The organism is Bradyrhizobium sp. GW821-FHT13H06 (assembly GCF_058803975.1).
On record NZ_JBXAPN010000003.1, the window covers coordinates 232,920 to 253,367 of the forward strand.

The following is a 20,448-nucleotide window of genomic DNA, read 5'->3' on the forward strand; positions in this document are numbered from 1 at the left end:
AATCACACGAGTGATAGCATCGCTATCATTCCGTGCTGGAGGGGCGTCATGGCAAGCCTGACCATCCGCAAGCTCGACGACGGCGTCAAAACCTATCTGCGGCTGCGCTCGGCCAAGAACCGCAGGTCGGTCGAGGAAGAGGTCCGGGTCATCCTGCGGGAACTGATCGAGGGCCGCGAGGAGCCGCTGACGCCGTTTGCGGTGCCGCCTGCCCCGTCCGCCGCACCGGCGCCGCAGCGCACTGGCGCCCTCCCCGAAGCCAGCGTCACCCTGATCATCGGCGGCGGAATCGCGGCGTACAAATCGCTCGACCTGATCCGCCGGCTGAAGGAGCGCCGTATCGAGGTCCGCTGCGTGCTGACCAAGGCGGCCCAGCAATTCGTCACGCCGCTGGCGGTGAGCGCGCTGTCGCATGAGCGCGTCTATACCGACCTGTTCGACCCCCAGAGCGAATTCGACGCCGGCCATATTCGCCTCGCGCGCGACTGCGACCTGATCGTGGTGGCGCCGGCGACCGCCGACCTGATGGCGAAGATGGCGAACGGCCACGCCGACGATCTCGCCAGCGCCATCCTGCTCGCGACCAACCGCAAGGTGCTGCTGGCGCCGGCGATGAACCCGCTGATGTGGAGCAACGCGGCGACGCGCCGCAACGTCGGCTTGCTCCAGCGCGACGGCGTGGTGCTGATCGGCCCGAATTCCGGCGAGATGGCCGAAGCCGGCGAGGCCGGAATCGGCCGCATGTCGGAAGCGATCGAGATCGCCAATGCCGCCGAACGGCTGCTGCGGCCGCCGGTGCCGCGGCCGCTCGCCGGCAAGCGCGTGCTGATCACCGCGGGTCCCACGCACGAGCCGATCGACCCCGTGCGCTACATCGCCAACCGCTCCTCCGGCAAGCAGGGCTTTGCCATTGCCGCCGCCGCGCAGGCCGCCGGCGCCGAGGTGATCCTGGTCAGCGGCCCGGTCGACCTCGACGATCCACCCGGAGTGACGGTGAAGCACGTCGAATCGGCGCGGCAGATGCTGGAGCAGGTGCAGGCCGCGCTTCCCGCCGATATCGCGATCTTCGCCGCGGCGGTCGCCGACTGGCGCGTCGCCAACGAGGGCGAGCAGAAGCTGAAGAAGACCGCGGCCGGCATGCCGCCGCTTCAGCTGGTCGAGAATCCCGACATCCTCGCCACGATCTCGAAGCTGACCGACAAGCGCCCGCCCCTGGTAATCGGCTTTGCCGCCGAAACCGAACGTCTCATCGACAACGCCAAGGCCAAGCTCGCGCGCAAGGGCTGCGACTGGATCGTCGCCAATGACGTGTCGCCGGCGACCGGCGTGATGGGCGGCGACCGCAACACCGTCCACCTCCTCAGCCGCAAGGACGGTGCGAAGGACGGCGAGATTGCAGTTGATTCCTGGCCGGTGATGACCAAGGAACAGGTCGCCATCGAACTGGTCGCGCATGTCGCCAGAAGCGTGACCGACAAATCCCTGGAGACGGCATCTTGAGCACGAAGGTCACGGTCGAACTGCAGCGCCTCGCCCATGCCGAAGGTCTGCCGTTGCCGGCCTATCAGACCAGCGAGGCCGCCGGCCTCGACCTGATGGCAGCCGTTCCGGACAGCGAGCCGATGACGCTCGCCCCGGGCCAATACGCGCTGGTGCCGACGGGCCTTGCGATCGCGCTGCCGCCGGGGCACGAGGCGCAGGTGCGGCCGCGTTCGGGGCTTGCCGCCAAGCACGGCGTCACCGTGCTGAACTCGCCGGGCACGATCGACGCGGACTACCGCGGCGAGATCAAGGTGATCCTGATCAACCACGGCGCGGCGCCCTTCGTGATCAAGCGCGGCGAGCGCATCGCCCAAATGGTGATCGCACCCGTGGTGCAGGCTGCCCTCGTTCCCGTCGCGGCGTTGTCGCCGACCGATCGCGGCGCCGGCGGCTTCGGCTCGACCGGCCGCTGAATTCCTGACCTCTTCCGCGAGCGAAGCGGGAACGCGCACCCTGATCGTGGCGCGCCATCCGCGCGACCTGCGGAATCCCAAGAACCATGTGGGCGGGAACACCACGGCGGCATTTTTGGGGGGCCTCCTTTACGTTCACGATCTGGACTCTTACCGGCGGAGTCACGGTGGGGGTATTGTCTTTTGATTCGCGCGCGACGGGGGTCGCCGCGCGCAAATTCGTGCGGTCTTGGGGCAACTATGTCAGGCGTGATCGTGTCGATGCGTCGGACGCTGCTGTCGTGCACGTCGCTGGCGCGCAGCGCATTGATTGGGAGCGCTCTTGCGGCGCTGCTGCCGGCTGCGCAGGCCAGGGCCGCCGATCTCATCGACACCTTCTCCACCATGCTGGATTTCAACCGGCAGGAACTCGCCGTCCTCGCCACCGCGCTGGCGCTGCTCGGCTTCTCGGTGGTGGCCGCGATCCTGTTGATGCGCACGCGGGTGCGCCTGGTCAAGAACGAGGCGCGGCTGCGCGCCCGGATCGGGGAACTTCAGCTCCAGGCCGACCGCTTCGGCGCGCTGCTGTTCGCCGAACCGCAGATCCTGATCTCCTGGCCGGCCGGCGACAACCGCGTTCAGATCTCCGGCGACATCTCCATGGTGCTGCCGCGCGACTCCTCCCCACAGCGCGTGCTGGCGTTCGGAACCTGGCTGCCCCCGGAGCCAGCGCTCCAGATGGACCATGCCGTCGACGCGCTGCGCGATCGCGGCGACGGGTTCCAGCTGACCTTGACCACCGCGCACGGCCATACGCTGGAAGCGATCGGCCGTGCCATCGGCGGCCAGGCCATTGTCCGGATTCGCGAGCTCTCCGGACTGCGCCGCGATCTGGCCGAGACCCATCTGCGCTACAAGGCGCTCTCCGACGAGACCGAGATGCTGCGCGGCCTTGCCGCAGCCGCGCCCTGGCCAATCTGGGCCAAGGGTGAGAACGGCGCGCTGACCTACGCCAATCCGGCCTATGTGCGCGCCACCGAAGCGAACAGCGTCACCGATGCCCAGGAGCGCAAGCTCGAGCTGCTCGACAGCGCCAACCGCACCGCGATGGAACGGGGACTGAAGGACGCGGCCAATTTCAGCTCGCGGCTGCCGATCGTGATCGGCGGCGAGCGGCGTATCTATGACGTGCGCGCCATCAACGTGGGCGGCGGCAGCGTCGGCGTCGCAATCGATGCCAGCGAGGCGGATGCGCTGAGGTCGGCGCTGGTGCGGATGGCGGAGGCGCACCGCCGCACGCTCGACCAGCTCTCCTCCGGCGTCGCCGTGTTCGACGGCCAGCGCCGCCTCGCCTTCTACAACGATTCCTATCGGCGGCTGTGGGACCTCGACCGCACCTTCCTCGACGCCAACCCTGACGATTCCAGCGTGCTCGACCAGCTCCGCGCCGCGCGCAAGCTGCCGGAGCAGCCGGATTTCCGCGCCTGGAAGGCCAAGCTGCACGACGCCTATCGCGCGGTCGAGACCGCCAAGGACACCTGGTTCCTGCCCGACGGCCGCGCGCTCTCGGTCGTCACCACGCCGAACCCCGAGGGCGGCGTCACTTACCTGTTCGACGACGTCACCGAAAGCCTCGACCTCGCCCGCCGCTTCGACGGCCTGATCCGCGTTCAGCGCGAGACGCTGGACAGCCTCGCCGAGGGCGTGGCGGTGTTCGGCAGCAACGGCAAGGCGCAGCTGTTCAATCCGGCCTTCGTCCGGATGTGGAAGCTCTCCAGCGATGCCATGCGCGACGAGCCGCACATCCAGACGGTGGAAGGCTGGTGCCATCAGCTCTACGACGATCCCGTCGTCTGGCGCCAGATCCGCGAGGCCATCACCTCGATCGAAAACCGCGCCGACGTGCCGCTGAAGCTGGAGCGCAAGGACGGCAGCGTGCTCGACGGCATGATCCGGCCGCTGCCCGACGGCGCCACCATGCTGACGTTCCAGGACATCACCGACACCGAGAACGTCGAGCGCGCACTGCGCGAGCGCAACGAGGCGCTGGAGGCCGCCGACCAGATGAAGGTGGATTTCGTCCACCACGTCTCCTACGAGCTGCGCTCGCCGCTCACCACCATCATCGGCTTTGCGCATTTCCTCAGCGATCCCTCGACCGGGCCGCTGACGCCGAAGCAGGCCGAATATCTCGACTACGTCACCAAATCGACCAATGCGCTGCTCGCGCTCACCAACAACATCCTGGATCTCGCCACCATCGACGCCGGCGCGATGAAGCTGGAACTCGGGCAAGTCGACGTCAGCAAGGCCATCGAGCTCGCCGCGGAGGGCATCCAGGACCGGCTCGCCACCGACCGCATCCGCCTTAAGGTCGAGATCGCGCCCGACGTCGGCAGCTTCGTCGGCGACGAGAAGCGCGTGGTGCAGGTGCTCTATAACCTCCTCGCCAACGCCGTCGGGTTTTCTCCACAGGATTCCACCGTCGGCATCAGCGCGCGCCGCACCGAACGCAGCGTGGTCTTCACCGTGACAGATTCGGGACCTGGAATACCTGCCGACATGAAGGACAAGGTGTTCAACTGGTTCGAAAGCCGCTCGCAGGGCTCGCGTCACCGCGGCGCCGGGCTCGGCCTGTCGCTGGTGCGCTCCTTCGTCGAGCTGCATGGCGGCAAGGTGCGGGTGGATTCGATCGTCGGCCGAGGCACGGTCGTGATCTGCGATTTCCCGACCGACCAGGCGGCGCATCGCGACGCCGCCGAATGACGGAACCGACCACATTCTCCGTCGCGCTCCACAACGAGACGGCCACTGCGCAATTGATGGCCGACCTCGCGCTGCTGGTCGGCCCCGGTGACGTCATCACCCTCACCGGCGATCTCGGTGCCGGCAAGACTGCGGCAGCACGCAGCCTGATCCGCTACCTCGCCAGCGACGAGACGCTGGAGGTGCCGAGCCCGACCTTCACGCTGGTGCAGGGCTACGAGCTGCCGCCCTTTCCGGTGATGCATGCCGATCTCTACCGCGTCGAGGACGAGAGCGAGCTCGAGGAGATCGGCCTGTCGCCGCTCCCGGATGCCACCCTCGTCCTGATCGAATGGCCCGAGCGCGCACCGTCGGCGATGCCCGAGGATCGCATCGACATCGCCCTGACGCACCGGCCGGCGCTGGGATCGAGCGCACGCGCCGCCGACATCACCGGCCATGGCAAGGGCGCCGCGCAAGTCGCGCGGCTGAAGGCGCTGCGCGACTTCCTCGACGCATCCGGTTACATGGAGGCGACGCGCAAGCGCATGGCCGGCGATGCCTCGACGCGCTCCTATGCGCGGCTGCTGCGCGACGACAGCATCGTCATCCTCATGAACTTTCCGCAGCGGCCCGACGGCGCGGCCCTCTACAACGGAAAGTCCTACAGCGCCGCGGTGCATCTCGCGGAGAACGTCAAACCCTTCGTCGCGATCGCCGAAGGCCTGCGCGCGCAGGGAATCTCCGCGCCCGCGATTCATCATTCCAACCTCGATCATGGCTTCCTGATTACCGAGGACTTCGGCAGCGAAGGTGTGATCGAAGGCGATCCGCCACGCCCGATCGGCGAGCGCTACGAAGCCGCGACCGATCTGCTGGCGATGCTGCACGGCAAGGCGCTGCCGGAGACGCTGCCGCTGGACGGGAAGACCTACGAGATCCCCGTCTTCGACGTTGAGGCGATGCTGATCGAGATCGGATTGATGCCGGAATGGTACCTGCCCGATCGCAACGCGCCGTTGAGCGACGACAAGCGCGCGGAATTCTTCGCGATGTGGCGCGAACTGCTCAGGACGCCGCTGGCGGCGCCGAAGACATGGATCATCCGCGACTATCACTCACCCAATTTGATCTGGCTCGGAGAGCGCAGCGGCATCGAGCGGGTGGGCGTGATCGATTTCCAGGACACCGTGCTGGGGCCGCAATCCTACGACGTGGTGTCGCTGCTCCAGGACGCCCGCATCGACGTGCCCGAGAACATCGAGCTGACGCTGCTGTCGCGCTACATCAAGGCGCGGCGCGCGCAGGACACCAGCTTCGATGCGGCCGGCTTTGCCGAGCTCTACGCCATCATGTCGGCGCAGCGGAACACCCGCCTGCTCGGCACCTTCGCCCGGCTCAACCGCCGCGACGGCAAGCCGCATTATCTGCGCCACCAGCCGCGGATCTGGACCTACCTCCAGCGCTCGCTGGCGCATCCCGCGCTCGGCGCCTTGCGCGAGTGGTATCTCGCCAACGTCCCGCCGCCCCAAGAACCGTCCCAAGAACCGCCTCAAGCCTGATTTGCGGCGCGATTTACCGGCCGTTAGCCAAGACGTCGGTATTCTGGCGGCGAGGCAGCCGGATGATTACGGGGCTGGAGCGGGACAGATGGCGGTACAGACGGACCAGCGCGGCAACGGCCGGGTTGTTTTCGAACGCGGGATTCCGGCCCAGATCATGGGAATCGACGGCACCTGGCGGCGCGACTGCACCATGGAGGACGTCTCGGAGAGCGGCGCCAAGCTGACCATCGACGGCTCGGTGGAAGGGCTCCATCTGAAGGAATTCTTTCTCCTGCTGTCGTCCACCGGGCTGGCGTACCGGCGCTGTGAGCTTGCCTGGGTCAATGGCGACCAGATCGGCGTCAATTTCCTCAAGATCGGTGAAAGAAAGAAAAAGGCGCGTTCCGCGACCATTGGGGCGTGACGGCAACACCCGTCGTACAACCGTCACGGCGGGTGGTTAAGGCGGTCGAGATGCAATGCGGCTGATCGAGCCTCGTGGTACGATTGCTGCGAACGCGAAAGGTCTGAGAAAGCGAAGGATGCCCGTCAAACCGACCAAAGCCATGGTGCTCGCCGCAGGATTTGGCCTGCGCATGCGTCCGTTGACGGACACGATGCCGAAGCCGATGGTGCCGGTGGCGGGCCAGCCGCTGCTCGACCACGTGCTCGACAAGCTCGGCCAGGCCGGCGTGACCGAGGCGGTGGTCAACGTGCACTACCTGCCGGATCAGATCATCAATCACGTCGCTTCGCGCCAGCATCCGCGCGTGACCATCTCCGACGAGCGCGACCAGGTGCTCGGCACCGGCGGCGGCGTGGTCAAGGCGCTGCCGCTGCTCGGCGACGCGCCGTTCTTCCACGTCAATTCCGACACGCTGTGGATCGATGGCGTGCGCTCGAACCTGACGCGGCTCGCTGAAAATTTCGACCCGGCGCGGATGGATATCCTGCTGCTGATGGCGCCGACCGCAACCAGCATCGGCTATGGCGGCCGCGGCGATTACGGCATGCTGCCCGACGGTGCCCTGCGCAAGCGCAAGGAAAAAGAAGTCGTTCCGTTCGTCTATGCCGGCGCGGCGGTCATGTCGCCATCGATCTTCGCCGACGCCCCGAAGGGCGAGTTCTCTTTGACCAGGATGTTCGATCGCGCCAACGAGCAGGAGCGGCTGTTCGGCCTGCGGCTTGACGGTGTCTGGATGCATGTCGGCACGCCTGATGCCGTTCACGCCGCGGAAGAGGCGTTTCTGGAGAGCGTGGCGTAGGGCCATGCTGTCATGCCCCGCGAAGGCGGAGCATCCAGTACGCCGCGGCCTCTCGGGTCAAACTCCATCGCCTCTGGAATACTGGATCATCCGCCTTCGCGGATGATGACACCTGTCCAGCCTGGCGAACAGCGGGGAAGACCCCGCCGCAACGCATGACCATTTGACCCCGCCTCCCTATATTGCCCTGATTCTCGAATCAGGCGGCTCATGCGCGTTTTCAGCGTTCCCATCTCAGTTCCGTTTCTGCGCACGGTCGTCATGGCCCTGCTCGACGGCCGGCTGGTCGAGGGGTTCGAGGCCCGCAAGGAACCGGCGCGGCTGGCCGACGCCACGCTGTACCTGCCGACCAGGCGTGCGATGCGCGTCGTGCGTGAGATCTTCCTCGATGAAATGAAAGCGGACGCGGTCGTGCTGCCGCGCATCGTCGCGCTCGGCGACATCGACGAGGACGAGCTCGCCTTCGCCGGCGAGAGCGAACAGTTTTCCGGTGCAGCGCCGCTCGACATTCCGCCGCGGCTGGGCGAGCTCGAACGGCGGCTGACACTGGCGCAGCTCGTCGCCGCCTGGGCCAGGGGCCCGGTGCTGTCGCCACTGGTGGTCGGCGGGCCGGCCTCGACGCTGGCGCTTGCATCCGATCTCGCGCGCCTGATCGACGACATGGTCACGCGCGGAGTCGATTGGAGCGCGCTCGATGGACTGGTACCGGACCAGCTCGATCGGTACTGGCAGCACTCGCTCGAATTCCTGCGCATCGCGCGCATCGCCTGGCCCAATCATCTCGCGGAGATCAACCGGATCGAGCCGGCCGCGCGGCGCGATCTCCTGATCGCGGCGGAAGCCAAACGGCTGACCGCGCATCCGAGCGGGCCGGTGATTGCGGCGGGGTCGACCGGCTCGATGCCGGCCACCGCGAAGTTCTTGCACGCAGTCGCATCGCTACCGCATGGCGCGGTGGTGCTGCCCGGCCTCGACACCGATCTCGACGACGACGCCTGGCGCACCATCGGCGGCGTGCGCGATGCGCTCGGCAAGTTCGTGGAGCATCCGGCCTCGAACCATCCGCAATATGCCATGCACGCGCTGCTGCAGCGTTTCGGTATCAAGCGTGGCGATGTCGAATTGCTTCAGCCCCCGGCGGAAGACGGCCGCGATCTGCTCGCGTCCGAATCGATGCGGCCGTCTGCCAGGACGGAAGTCTGGCATGACCGCCTGAAGCAGCCTGACGTCGCCGCGAAGATCGCCGGCGGCATGAACAACCTCGCTGTCGTCGAAGCCCCCAACCCTGAAATGGAAGCGCTCGCGATTGCCATTGCGATGCGCGAGGCGCGGCATCTCGACAAATCGGCGGCGCTGGTGACGCCTGACCGCGCGCTGGCGCGGCGGGTGATGGCGGCGCTGACCCGATGGGACCTCGCCTTCGACGATTCCGGCGGCGATGTGCTGATGGAAACATCCGCCGGCACTTTCGCGCGTCTCGCGGCAGAGGCGGCGACAAGGGGGCTGGAGCCGCCGACATTGCTGGCGATGCTGAAGCATCCGTTATGCCGGCTCGGCCGCGCGCCCGGCGCGTGGAAGATGGCAATCGAAGGCCTCGAGCTCGCAGTCCTGCGCGGCACGCGCCCGCCGGCGGCCACCGCAGGCCTGTTGCGCGAATTCAACCGTTTCCGCGAGGAACTCGCAAAGCTCTGGCGCCGCGAGGTCTCCGCGCTGCACCGCGCCGAGCCGCGGGCGCGTCTCAAGGCGGAGGATCTCGATCGCATCCAGGCGCTGATCGATGTCCTGCAAAAGGCATTGGCGCCAATCGAGAGCCTGCCGCCCGCGAGACCATATGACTTCGCCGAGCTCGCGCATCGGCATCGCGAGATCCTGATCGAGCTGTCGCGCGACGAGCAGGGCATCCCGCTCGCCTTCGAGGATCGCGATGGTCTCGCGCTTGCCAGCGCCTTTGACGATCTCCTGCGCAGCGGCACGGCCAGCGGGCTGATGGTGCCGCTGCCCGACTATCCCGACGTCTTCCAGACGGCGTTCGGCGATCGCGCGGTGCGGCGGCGCGACAGACCCGGCGCCCGCTTGCAGATCTACGGCCCGCTGGAATCGCGGCTGATGCAGGCCGACCGCATCATCGTGGGCGGCCTGATCGAAGGTGTCTGGCCGCCGGCGCCGCGCATCGATCCCTGGCTCAGCCGGCCGATGCGGCACGAGCTCGGGCTCGACCTGCCGGAGCGCCGCATCGGCCTCTCCGCCCATGACTTCGCGCAACTGCTCGGCGGCGACGAGGTGATCCTCACCCATTCCGCCAAGGCCGGCGGCGCACCGGCGGTCGCCTCGCGCTTCCTGCACCGTCTGGAGGCGGTCGCGGGCGATGCTCTCTGGAACGCGGCTGTCCGTGCCGGCGAGAAATATGTGCAGTTCGCCGCCGCACTGGACCAGCCCGACGAGGTCAGACCGATCAAGCAGCCGGAGCCGCGGCCGCCGCGCGCCATGCGACCGCTCAAGATGTCCGTCACCGAAATCGAAGACTGGCTGCGCGATCCCTATACGATCTACGCCAAACGCATCCTGCGGCTCGATGCGCTCGATCCCGTCGACATGCCGCTCTCGGCTGCCGACCGCGGTTCGGCGATTCACGATGCGCTCGGCGAGTTCACCGAGGCCTATGCCGCACATCTGCCCGACGATCCCGCGCGCGTGCTGCGTGTGATCGGCGAGAAACATTTTGCGCCGCTGATGGAGCGTCCCGAGGCGCGGGCGCTGTGGTGGCCCCGCTTCCAGCGTATCGCGCGCTGGTTCGGCGAATGGGAGACGGCGCGGCGCGACGCGATCGAGGCCATCACGGCCGAGACCCGGGGCGAGATCTCGATCCCGCTCGACAATGCGCGCACTTTCTATCTTTCCGCGCGCGCCGACCGCATCGAGCGCCGCCAGGGCGGCAGCTACGCCATTCTCGACTACAAGACCGGGCAGCCGCCGACCGGCAAGCAGGTCCGCATGGGCCTGTCACCGCAGCTCACGCTGGAAGCCGCGATTTTGCGCGAGGGCGGCTTCCCTGATATCGACGCCGGCTCCTCGGTGAGCCAGCTCGTCTATGTCCGCCTCAGCGGCAACAATCCGCCGGGCGAGGAACGCATCCTGGAGCTCAAGTTCAAGCAAGGCGACGAGCCGCAGCCGCCCGATACCGCGGCAGCCGAAGCGCGAGCCAAGCTGGAAGCGCTGATCCGTGCCTTCGAGGACGAGAACCAAGCCTATACCTCGCTGAATCTGCCGATGTGGGCGAACCGCTACGGCACCTATGACGATCTCGCCCGGATCAAGGAATGGTCCGCCGCCGGCGGATTGGGGATCGAGGAATGGTGAAGGCGCCGCGGCCCATCCCTGACGAGGTGCGCGCGCGGCAGGCGCGTGCATCCGATCCGACTGCATCGGCCTTCGTCTCGGCGAATGCCGGCTCGGGCAAGACGCATGTGCTGGTGCAGCGCGTGATCCGCCTCTTGCTGTCGGGCGTGCCGCCGGAAAAGATCCTCTGCATCACCTTCACCAAGGCCGCCGCGGCCAACATGGCCGAGCGTGTGTTCACCACGCTCGGGCATTGGGTGACGCTGGATGATGCCGGGCTCGATGCCGCGATCCGCGCCGTCGGCATCCCGCATCCCAGCGCAAAGCTGCGGCGCGACGCGCGAAAACTGTTCGCCTGCGCACTGGAGACCCCGGGCGGGCTGAAGGTGCAGACCATCCACGCGCTGTGCACCCGCCTGCTCCAGCAGTTTCCGTTCGAGGCCAACGTGCCGGCGCGCTTCGCCGTGATCGACGAGCGCGACCAGACTGACATGATGGAGCGCGCCAATCTGAAGGTGCTGCTGGAGGCAGCGCGCGCCCCCGAGAGCGTGACAGGACGCGCGCTCCTGACCGCGATGTCGAGTGCCGCCGATGTCACCTTCAAGGAGGTCGTGCGCGAAGCGTGCCTCAGCCGCGATCATTTCATGGCCTGGACCGACGAGGCCGGCAACGCGGAAGCCGCTGCCGCGCAGATGGCTGCGGTGCTGGGCGTCGACACGAGCGATCGCATCGAGGATGTCGAGACGGAGATTCTGGACGGCCCGTTTCTGCCGCGCGCGCGCTGGGACGAGATCGCCTTTGCGCTTGGCGATGGGAACAAGACTGAAAAGGATCAAGCCGATTGCTTACGGTTGGCGAAGGCGTTGTCGGGGAGTGCGCAAGTTGATGCCTATCTCAGCGTGTTCCTAACCGATGAAAAGAAGCAACCGCGCAAGACGTTGTTGACGAAGCAATTTTGCAAAGATCATCCTTCCGTTGCTCATCTCTTCGACAGTGAGGCACGGCGACTCGACAGACTGATCGAGAAACGCCGCGCGTTAGCCGTGCGCGACCGCACGGCGGCGCTGCTGCGAATTGCGACCGCCGCTGCTGCAAACTACCGCCGCGAGAAGCAGGAGCGCGGTCTGCTCGATTATGACGACCTCATCGACAAGACGCTGGCGATGCTCGACCGCATTTCCTCGGGCTGGGTGCACTACAAGCTCGACCGCGGCGTCGATCACGTGCTGATCGACGAGGCGCAGGATACCAGCCCGCGCCAATGGGACATCGTCGCGCACATCATCTCCGAATTCACCGCCGGCGAAGGCGCGCGCGAGGGGCTGAACCGCACCGTCTTTGCGGTTGGCGACGAGAAGCAATCGATCTTCTCATTCCAGGGCGCACAACCTCGAGAGTTCGATCGACGCCGTTATGATCTCAGAAGGAAGTTTGAGGCTGCCAAGCTGAAGTTCGATCCGGTTTCTTTCAATTACTCTTTCAGATCGGGCGCAGCGATCTTGCATGCGGTCGATCATGTCTTTCGCGAAGAGACTATCTATCGCAGCATCCATGCGGAGAAAGCCTATCCTGTACACAATGCGCTCGCCGATGCAGGCCCGAGCGTAATCGAGCTTTGGGACTTAGCAGTCGCGGACGACAAGCAGAACATCGAGGGCTGGCGTGCGCCATTCGACGGCGTCGCAGTCACCAGCCCTGAGGTCAAGCTCGCGCGACGCATCCAGGCCGAGATCAAGCGGCTGGTCGAGAGCGGCACGCTGACAGGGCACGAGGGCGAGCGTCGTCCTCTACGCTATGGCGACATGCTGATCCTGGTGCGCCGGCGCGGCAACGCATTCGATGCCGTGATCCAGGCGCTGAAGCACGCCAATATCCCGGTCGCCGGCGCCGACCGTCTCAAGCTCACCGAGCACATCGCCATCATCGATTTGATGAACCTCGCCGACGCGCTGCTGCTGCCGCAGGACGATCTCGCGCTCGCGGTGGCGCTGAAGAGCCCGCTGTTCGGGCTCGATGACGACGATTTGTTCACGCTGGCCTGGGACCGCAAGGGATCGCTGCGCCGCGCGCTCGGCGAGCACGCAGCTGGAAGCGAAAAGTTCGCCGCTGCGTTGCGGCGCCTGGAAGCCTGCGAGATGCTCGCCACCGAGGAGACGCCGTTCGCGTTCTATGCCTGGCTGCTCGGCGGCGACGACGGGCGTGCGCGCATCCTGCGCCGGCTCGGCCATGAGGCCAACGACGCCCTCGATGAATTTCTTGAGCTCGCGCTGAACTACGAGCGTAAGGCACCGGCCTCGCTGCAGGGCTTCATGGCCTGGCTGCGCTCGGCCGATACCGAGGTGAAGCGCGACATGGAGATCTCGCGCGACGAGGTCCGGGTGATGACCGTGCACGGCGCCAAGGGCCTCGAGGCCTCCGTCGTGTTCATGGTCGACACCACCTCCTCGCCCGCGGACTCGCAGCGGCTTCAGCTGATCAACGTATCGCGCGACAATGGCGGCGAGGTCGTGGTCTGGGCCGGCCGCAAGGCCGACGATCCGAAGCCGGTCGCCGAGGCCCGCAATGCGATGATCGAGGAGACAGAAGACGAGTATCGCCGTTTGCTCTACGTCGCGATGACGCGCGCGGCGGACCGGCTGATCGTCGGCGGCTGCCTGCCGGGCAACAGGAAGGACGTCCGCAAGCTGAGCTGGTACGACCTCGTCGACACCGGTCTCGCCGGCGCGGGCCTGAACAAGCAGATCATCGAGACGCCGCTCGGCAAGGTCACCCGATTCGCCCGACCGGAAGATGTCGCGGCGCTGGGGGCGCCGGCGGCGCCCCTGGACCAATCGATCGTGCTGCCGGACTGGCTGCGGACGCCGGTGCCGAGCGAGCCCATCGACGACGATCCCGTGCGCCCCTCGGGCCAGTCTGCCGAGGAAGGCCGCAGCGTGCGGACCGGCGAGTCAATCCAGTCGCGCGCTCTGGCGCTGCAGCGCGGCACGCTGGTGCACCGTCTGCTGCAATCCCTGCCCGACATCGCCGTTGAGCGCCGGCGCGAGGCGGCGCTCGGCTTTATGGCACGCAATGCCTCGGACTGGCCGGAGGCCGACCGCATTGCGCTGGTCGACAAGGTGCTCAGCTTGATCACTGAACCGCGTTTCGCCGCGGTCTTTGCCGCCGGAAGCCGGGCGGAGGTTGCCATCGCCGGCCGGCTGGAGCGGCCGGGCCGCACTCCGGCGCTGGTGTCGGGGCAGATCGACCGGCTGGTCGTTCGCCCTGAGGAAGTCCTGATCGTCGATTTCAAGACCAACCAGGCGGCCCCCAAAAGCGCCGCAGAGGCGCCGGCGGCCTATGTCCGCCAGCTTGCGCTGTACCGGGCGGTGCTGTCGCGGCTTTATCCCCGGAAGCCTGTCAGGGCCGTCCTGCTCTGGACGGAGGCCCTTGAATACATGGAGATTTTGGCCCCCGCGCTGGACGCGGCGCTGGCATCCCTTCATCTCGGTGTGAGCGTCCTTGACCCGGCAAGGAGCCGTTCATAGGTTGACCGCATGATCCCAGGCGCGATTCCAGGTCGCGCCGATTCTCTTTCAACCGAGTGAGGTACTCCCAATGGCCGTTAGCAAGGTTTCCGACGCCGATTTCGAAACCGAAGTGCTCAAGGCGAACGGCCCCGTGGTCGTCGATTTCTGGGCCGAATGGTGCGGCCCCTGCCGCATGATCGCGCCCGCCCTCGACGAGATCGCCGGCGCGATGGGCGACAAGGTCAAGATCGTGAAGCTCAACGTCGACGAGAGCCCGAAGACCGCCTCCAAATATGGCGTGATGTCGATCCCGACCCTGATGATCTTCAAGGGCGGCGAGATGGCCTCCCGCCAGGTCGGCGCGGCGCCCAAGGCGAAGCTGCAGCAGTGGATCACCTCCGCGGTCTGATCCGCCTCGAAGATTATTTTCGGAAGCGGCCGGCGAAAGCCGGCCGTTTGCGTTGATGGGACGTGTTCAGCGTATGACGAGTCCCGCCCTTGCCAGCCCCACCTGCGAAGCGCGCCCGAAGATCGAGCTCTCTCGTCGCGATGGAGGCGCGTTCGGTCGACGAGATCCCGCGCGGCAAGGAATGGCAATATGAACCCAAGTGGGACGGCTTCCGCTGCCTGCTGTCGCGCGAGGGCGGCAACGTCGATCTGCGCTCGAAATCCGGCGAGGACCTTGCGCGCTATTTTCCCGAGATCGTCACCGCCGCGCTGAAGCTGAAGGCGGATCGCTTCACGCTCGACGGTGAGATCGTGGTGCCGCAAGGCAAGGGCTTTTCGTTCGACGCGCTGCTGCAGCGAATTCATCCTGCCGCAAGCCGGGTGAAGAAGCTCGCCCAGGAGACGCCCGCGCTCTACCTCGTTTTCGATCTGCTCGCGACGGCCGGAGACAAGCAGCTTGCGAAGGCGTCGCTTCGCGAGCGACGGCCGGCACTGGAAGCTTTTGCGAAGTCCCATCTCAAGGGCAGCATCTTCCGGCTTTCGCCTGCGACGACGAGTTACGCCACGGCCGGGAAATGGCTCGCGCAATCCGGCGGCGGCTCGGATGGCGTCATCGCCAAGCGCGTCGACCTGCCTTATCAGGCGGGCAATCGCGACGGCATGCAGAAGATCAAGAAATTCCGCAGCGCCGATTGCGTGGTCGGCGGCTTCCGCTACGCCACCAACGAGATCGCCGGCCGCAAGGTGGTCGGCTCGCTGCTGCTCGGGCTCTACGACGATGACGGCCTGCTGCACCATGTGGGCTTCACCTCGGCCATCAAGGCGGATGAGAAGCCCGACCTGACCGACCGGCTGGAGGCGCTGATCGGCGAGCCTGGCTTCACCGGGAACGCGCCGGGCGGGCCGAGCCGCTGGTCGACCGAACGCTCGGCGAAATGGTGTCCACTGAAGCCGAAGCTCGTCATCGAAGTCTGCTACGACCATTTCAGCGGCGAGCGCTTTCGCCATGGCACCTCGATCCTGCGCTGGCGCCCGGACAAGGCGCCGCGGCAATGCCGCTTCGAACAGTTGAAGCAGAAGGTCGCCGATCCGATGAAGCTGTTGAAGTGATGGCCGGACGCGCGCGGCCCTACTTGATCCACCCCGTCGCCAACGCGTTCGCCAATTCGGGCTGTCCGTTGCGGCGCGCCAGCGCGGCCATGGCCTCGTGATCATAGGCCACGTTTCGAAACGTCACCTGGCAACCGCCATCAGCGAGTTCGAGGATCGCATATCGCGCGTGCGGGCTGCCGGCCTCGACGACATGCGGGAATGGATGCTTGTCGCGATAACCAGGGCTGCCGACGCTGCCGGGATTGACGATCAGCCGGCCGTCGCGCAAGCGCACGGCACGGGCGAGATGGGTGTGGGCGCAGAGGATCAGCGGCTGCGTGATTCCAAGCGCAAATTGCTCGATGCGATCGAGCGGCGACAACGCGACCGTGCCGTCGGGATGCGCGGTGTCGAGCCAATAGACTTCATCGTTGCCGGGCGTCGCGTGGCAAAGAAACACCTGCTCACGGAAGACACTCGTCATCGGATGCCCGCGCAGCCAGTCGAGCTGCGCGGCATCGAGCTGTGCGTGGGCGGGCCGGTCCCAGGAGCCCATCTTCTCCGGCGGACGGTCGAGCAGATAGCGGTCGTGATTGCCGAGCACATGCACGGCATCGAGCTGCATCAGGATCTCGATCGTGCGGCGCGCATCGAGCGGGCCGCTCAGCATGTCGCCGAGATTGACGATGTCGGCGATGCCGTGCGCGCGGATGTCGGCAAGCACGGCCTCCAGTGCGAGATAATTTCCGTGGATATCGGCAATCGCGGCAAAACGCATTGTTGTTGTCCCAACTCTCGTGCCCCGGACGCAGCGCAGCACGCAGTGATGCGCTGCGGAGCCGGGGCCCATATCGCAGCATCCTGGGTCCCGGCTCTGCGCCGCGTCATTTCATGCCGCGCCGCGTCAGGGACACGAGACCGTCATGCAGGAGGCGTGCCGTTGATCGCCAGCACGTGGCCGGCGAGATACAGCGAGCCTGATATCAGGATGCGCGGCGGCACGTCGTAGGCGAGCTTGGCCAAGGCGCGCAGCGCGGCTTCGACGCCGGAAACGGTCTCGACGCGCATGCCGAGGCTGCGCGCGGCATCCGCGAGGCGATCGACCGGCATTGCGTTCTCGATGTCGGGAATCGGCACCGCGATGATATGACGGGTGAGGCCGGCGAAATTGGCGAGAAATCCCTGCGCGTCCTTGTTGGCCATCATGCCCGCGATCACCACCAGCGGCCGCGACACCCGCTCCTCGAGATCGCCGAGCGCCGCCGCTGCGACACGCCCGCCCTCCGCATTGTGGCCGCCGTCGAGCCAGATCTCGGAGCCCTGCGGACCCCAGGACAGCAGTTCACCCGAGGTGAGGCGCTGCATCCGCGCCGGCCATTCGGCACCGACGATGCCGGCTTCGAACGCGGCATGGCTGACCTTGATGGCCGGAAGCGCCCGCAGCGTCGCGATCGCGAGCCCGGCATTGGCGAATTGGTGACGGCCGAACAGACGCGGCGCCGGGAGATCCATCAGGCCGCGATCGTCGGAATAGACCAGACGCCCGCGTTCGACATTGACGTGCCAGCTCTCGTTGGCGGCAAGCAGCGGCGCACGCATGCGTTTGGCCTGCGCTTCGATCACGGCCATTGCCTCCGGCATTTGCTCGGCGCAGATCACGGGCACGCCGCGCTTGATGATCGCGGCCTTCTCGCCGGCAATCGACGTCAGCGTATCGCCGAGGAAATCCATGTGGTCCATGCTGACGGGCGTGATGACGCAGGCCGCCGGCGCATCGACCACGTTGGTCGAATCGAGCCGGCCGCCGAGGCCGACTTCGAGCAGCACCACGTCGGCCGGGTTCTGCGCGAACAGGTGAAACGCGGCAGCCGTCTTCAACTCGAACACGGTCGCGGCCTCGCCGGCATTGACGCGCTCGACCTCTTCCAGCGCGGCGCGCAACTCGTCGTCACCGACGAGCACGCCGCCGCCCACGCGGCCGAGCCGGAAGCATTCGTTGATGCGGACGAGATAGGGCGAGGTATAGGCGTGGACCCGCAAGCCCGCAGCTTCCAGCGTCGCGCGCAGATAAGCCAGCGTCGAACCCTTGCCGTTGGTGCCGGCGATGTGGATCACCGGCGGCAGCTTGCTTTCGGGGTGACCGAGCCGTTCGAGCAGGCGGTGCATCCGCTCGAGCCCGAGATCGATGCGCTTCTGATGCAGGGCCGACAACCGCCCGATCAGCTCGCCGAGCGGTGTCTTTGCACTGTCAGAGGAGGCGTTCACGCGTGGGGCGCAGCCGGCGCCGTCTCGGCGGCCGATACGATCTGCGCCGGGCTCGCCACCGGCTGCACAGATTTCGATGCGCCTTCCAGCGCCGGCGCCTTGGTCAGCAGTCGGCAGAGCCGCGCCAGCGTCGGGCGCAACTCGTGGCGATGCACGACCATGTCGACCATGCCGTGCTCCTTGAGGTACTCGGCACGCTGGAAACCTTCCGGCAGCTTCTCGCGGATGGTCTGCTCGATCACGCGCGCGCCGGCGAAGCCGATCAGCGCACCGGGCTCGGCGATCTGCACGTCGCCCAGCATCGCATAGGACGCGGTAACGCCACCGGTGGTCGGATTGGTCAGCACGACGATATAGGGCAGTTTTGCCTCGCGCAGCATCTGCACCGCGACCGTGGTGCGCGGCATCTGCATCAGCGACAGGATACCCTCCTGCATGCGCGCGCCGCCCGAGGCGGCGAACACGATGAACGGCGACTTCTTCTCGACCGCGAGCTCCATCCCGCGCACGATGGCCTCGCCCGCGGCCATGCCGAGCGAGCCGCCCATGAAGTCGAAATCCTGCACGGCGACGACGACGGCGGAGCCTTCGAGCTTGCCATAGCCGACCTTGATCGCGTCGTTCAGATTGGTCCGCGCCCGCGCATCCTTGATGCGGTCGACATATTTCTTCTCGTCGCGGAACTTGAGCGGGTCGGGTGTGACCTCGGGCAGCGCGACGTCGAACCAGGTCTCGTTGTCGAAGATCGACTTCAGGCGCGCCACCGCGCCCATGCGCATGTGGTAGTTCGAGCCGGGAATGACGAACTGGTTGGCCTCGACGTCCTTGTAGAACACGAGCTGCCCGGAATCCGGACATTTGATCCACAGATTCTCCGGCGTCTCCCGCCGCAGCATGTTGCGGATCTTCGGCCGGACCACATTGGTAAGCCAGTTCATGGTTTGCTCCGATGTGCGAACCCGCTTCGCGGATCGCCTGAAGGATATATGGCCGCCGGGCGCCCGTCCGGCAAGCCGCCGTGCGCGCTCCTCAAGAGCGGAACTATGGCCTATTCCGCCGCCTGAGGCGCGCCCTTGACGCCCTGGGCCAGGGCCGCCGTCAGCTCGGCGACGGCGTTGACGGTTTTGCCGGTCGCCCGCCCCTCCGCATCGAGGCTGTTCCTGAGCGCATCGACCAGTGCGGTACCGACGACCGCACCATTGGCATGCGAGGCAATGGCGCGCGCCGTCTCCGGCGTGCGGATACCGAAGCCGACGCAGACCGGCAGCTTGGTGTGCCGCTTGATGCGGGCAACTGCCTCGCTCACGGCCGCGGAGTCCGCCGCCGCCGCACCGGTGATGCCGGTGATGGAGACGTAGTAGACGAAGCCCGACGTGTTGGCGAGCACGGCCGGCAGACGCTTGTCGTCGGTCGTCGGGGTCGCCAGGCGGATGAAATTGAGGCCGGCCTTCATCGCGGGCAGGCAGAGCTCGTCGTCTTCCTCCGGCGGCAGGTCGACGATGATGAGACCATCGACGCCCGCGCTCTTGGCGTCGACCAGAAACTTGTCGACGCCATAGATGTAGATCGGATTGTAGTAACCCATCAGCACGATCGGCGTCGCGTTGTCGTCCCTGCGGAAGCCGCGCACCAGCTCGAGCGTCTTCTTCAGCGTCATGCCGGCCTTGAGCGCGCGCAGGCCCGCAGCCTGGATCGACGGGCCGTCGGCCATCGGATCGGTGAAGGGCATGCCGATCTCGATCACGTCCGCGCCGGACTTCGGCAGCGCCTTGATGATCTCGAGCGAGGTCGCCGGATCAGGATCGCCGGCCATCAGGAAGGTCACGAAGGCCGAGCGGCCCTGCTTCGCAAGCTCGGCAAAACGGGTGTCGATACGCGTGGTCATGATCCGGCCGCCGCTGTGCTATACCTCTCCCCTCCGGGGAGAGGTCGGCTGCGAAGCAGCCGGGTGAGGGGGATGGAGAGGTTCAAGTCCAGAGCGCGAAGGCTCCGCGAGTCACAGACGAGTGCCGAAGCAAAGCTTTGGCAGGCGCTGCGCAACAGGCAGCTCGCCCGCTGGAAGTTTCGCCGACAGCATCCGATTGATCGGTACATCGTCGACTTCGTGACTTTGGACGGCAAGCTCATCGTTGAAGTTGATGGCGTCACGCATTTCAGCCCAGCGGAAGTCCAACGCGACAAGGTCAGGACCGAAGTTCTCGAGGCCTGCGGATTCCTCGTCATTCGGGTCTCGAACACGGATGTGTACGAGAATCTCGAGGGCGTGCTTGAGCTCATCGCATCTTCACTGAGATTCGAGTAAGCGGAGAGACCC

15 protein-coding genes are annotated in these 20,448 nt (G+C 66.5%); 11 read left to right on the forward strand and 4 right to left on the reverse strand.

Translation table 11 applies throughout. The features are described from left to right. Nucleotides 1–48 precede the first annotated feature (48 nt). The 10 genes from coaBC (at nucleotide 49) to AC1RQP_RS13560 (ending at nucleotide 15,887) form a co-directional block, all read left to right on the forward strand. Nucleotides 49–1,500 carry a bifunctional phosphopantothenoylcysteine decarboxylase/phosphopantothenate--cysteine ligase CoaBC gene (coaBC, locus tag AC1RQP_RS13515; RefSeq protein ID WP_492937348.1) on the forward strand — a complete coding sequence of 484 codons (1,452 nt, stop codon included), beginning with the start codon at nucleotides 49–51 and terminating at the stop codon, nucleotides 1,498–1,500. After that, nucleotides 1,497–1,955 carry a dUTP diphosphatase gene (dut, locus tag AC1RQP_RS13520; protein ID WP_492937349.1) on the forward strand — a complete coding sequence of 153 codons (459 nt, stop codon included), beginning with the start codon at nucleotides 1,497–1,499 and terminating at the stop codon, nucleotides 1,953–1,955. The genes coaBC and dut overlap by 4 nt, the downstream gene beginning before the upstream one ends. Before the next feature lie 240 nt (nucleotides 1,956–2,195). Next, on the forward strand, nucleotides 2,196–4,700 hold the full coding sequence (locus tag AC1RQP_RS13525; protein WP_492937350.1) for a sensor histidine kinase: 2,505 nt from the start codon (nucleotides 2,196–2,198) through the stop codon (nucleotides 4,698–4,700). Then, a complete protein-coding gene (gene tsaE / locus AC1RQP_RS13530; RefSeq protein WP_492937351.1) occupies nucleotides 4,697–6,241 on the forward strand; it encodes a tRNA (adenosine(37)-N6)-threonylcarbamoyltransferase complex ATPase subunit type 1 TsaE in 1,545 nt (514 codons plus the stop codon). Before AC1RQP_RS13525 ends, tsaE begins: the two co-directional genes overlap by 4 nt. An 88-nt stretch (nucleotides 6,242–6,329) precedes the next feature. Beyond that, on the forward strand, nucleotides 6,330–6,647 hold the full coding sequence (locus AC1RQP_RS13535; protein WP_239628455.1) for a PilZ domain-containing protein: 318 nt from the start codon (nucleotides 6,330–6,332) through the stop codon (nucleotides 6,645–6,647). Nucleotides 6,648–6,765: 118 nt separating this feature from the next. After that, complete coding sequence (locus tag AC1RQP_RS13540) at nucleotides 6,766–7,488, forward strand: nucleotidyltransferase family protein (protein ID WP_492937352.1); 723 nt, start codon at nucleotides 6,766–6,768, stop codon at nucleotides 7,486–7,488. 210 nt (nucleotides 7,489–7,698) lie between these two features. Beyond that, the gene (gene addB / locus AC1RQP_RS13545) at nucleotides 7,699–10,845 is read left to right on the forward strand and encodes a double-strand break repair protein AddB (RefSeq protein ID WP_492937353.1); all 3,147 of its coding nucleotides are present in this window, start codon (nucleotides 7,699–7,701) and stop codon (nucleotides 10,843–10,845) included. Beyond that, nucleotides 10,839–14,348, forward strand: a complete 3,510-nt coding sequence (addA, locus tag AC1RQP_RS13550) for a double-strand break repair helicase AddA (RefSeq protein ID WP_492937354.1) — start codon at nucleotides 10,839–10,841, stop codon at nucleotides 14,346–14,348. The genes addB and addA overlap by 7 nt, the downstream gene beginning before the upstream one ends. A gap of 70 nt (nucleotides 14,349–14,418) precedes the next feature. Further along, nucleotides 14,419–14,739 (forward strand): thioredoxin, encoded by a 321-nt coding sequence (gene trxA / locus AC1RQP_RS13555; protein WP_074121876.1) that lies wholly within the window; start codon nucleotides 14,419–14,421, stop codon nucleotides 14,737–14,739. A gap of 140 nt (nucleotides 14,740–14,879) precedes the next feature. After that, nucleotides 14,880–15,887 carry an ATP-dependent DNA ligase gene (locus AC1RQP_RS13560; RefSeq protein WP_492937849.1) on the forward strand — a complete coding sequence of 336 codons (1,008 nt, stop codon included), beginning with the start codon at nucleotides 14,880–14,882 and terminating at the stop codon, nucleotides 15,885–15,887. Between the two features lie 19 nt (nucleotides 15,888–15,906). Here the strand turns inward: AC1RQP_RS13560 and AC1RQP_RS13565 are convergent, their stop codons facing one another. The 4 genes from AC1RQP_RS13565 to trpA all read right to left on the reverse strand — a co-directional run bounded on the left by AC1RQP_RS13565 (nucleotide 15,907) and on the right by trpA (nucleotide 20,019). Next, complete coding sequence (locus AC1RQP_RS13565; protein ID WP_492937355.1) at nucleotides 15,907–16,647, reverse strand: metallophosphoesterase family protein; 741 nt, start codon at nucleotides 16,645–16,647, stop codon at nucleotides 15,907–15,909. Nucleotides 16,648–16,790: 143 nt separating this feature from the next. Next, complete coding sequence (locus tag AC1RQP_RS13570; protein WP_492937356.1) at nucleotides 16,791–18,134, reverse strand: bifunctional folylpolyglutamate synthase/dihydrofolate synthase; 1,344 nt, start codon at nucleotides 18,132–18,134, stop codon at nucleotides 16,791–16,793. Then, on the reverse strand, nucleotides 18,131–19,072 hold the full coding sequence (gene accD, locus AC1RQP_RS13575; RefSeq protein WP_239628466.1) for an acetyl-CoA carboxylase, carboxyltransferase subunit beta: 942 nt from the start codon (nucleotides 19,070–19,072) through the stop codon (nucleotides 18,131–18,133). Before accD ends, AC1RQP_RS13570 begins: the two co-directional genes overlap by 4 nt. A gap of 110 nt (nucleotides 19,073–19,182) precedes the next feature. Continuing rightward, nucleotides 19,183–20,019 carry a tryptophan synthase subunit alpha gene (gene trpA, locus AC1RQP_RS13580; RefSeq protein ID WP_492937357.1) on the reverse strand — a complete coding sequence of 279 codons (837 nt, stop codon included), beginning with the start codon at nucleotides 20,017–20,019 and terminating at the stop codon, nucleotides 19,183–19,185. Nucleotides 20,020–20,091: 72 nt separating this feature from the next. Between trpA and AC1RQP_RS13585 the strand changes: the two genes are divergently transcribed. After that, complete coding sequence (locus AC1RQP_RS13585; RefSeq protein ID WP_492937358.1) at nucleotides 20,092–20,436, forward strand: endonuclease domain-containing protein; 345 nt, start codon at nucleotides 20,092–20,094, stop codon at nucleotides 20,434–20,436. The last annotated feature ends 12 nt before the right edge of the window (nucleotides 20,437–20,448 follow it).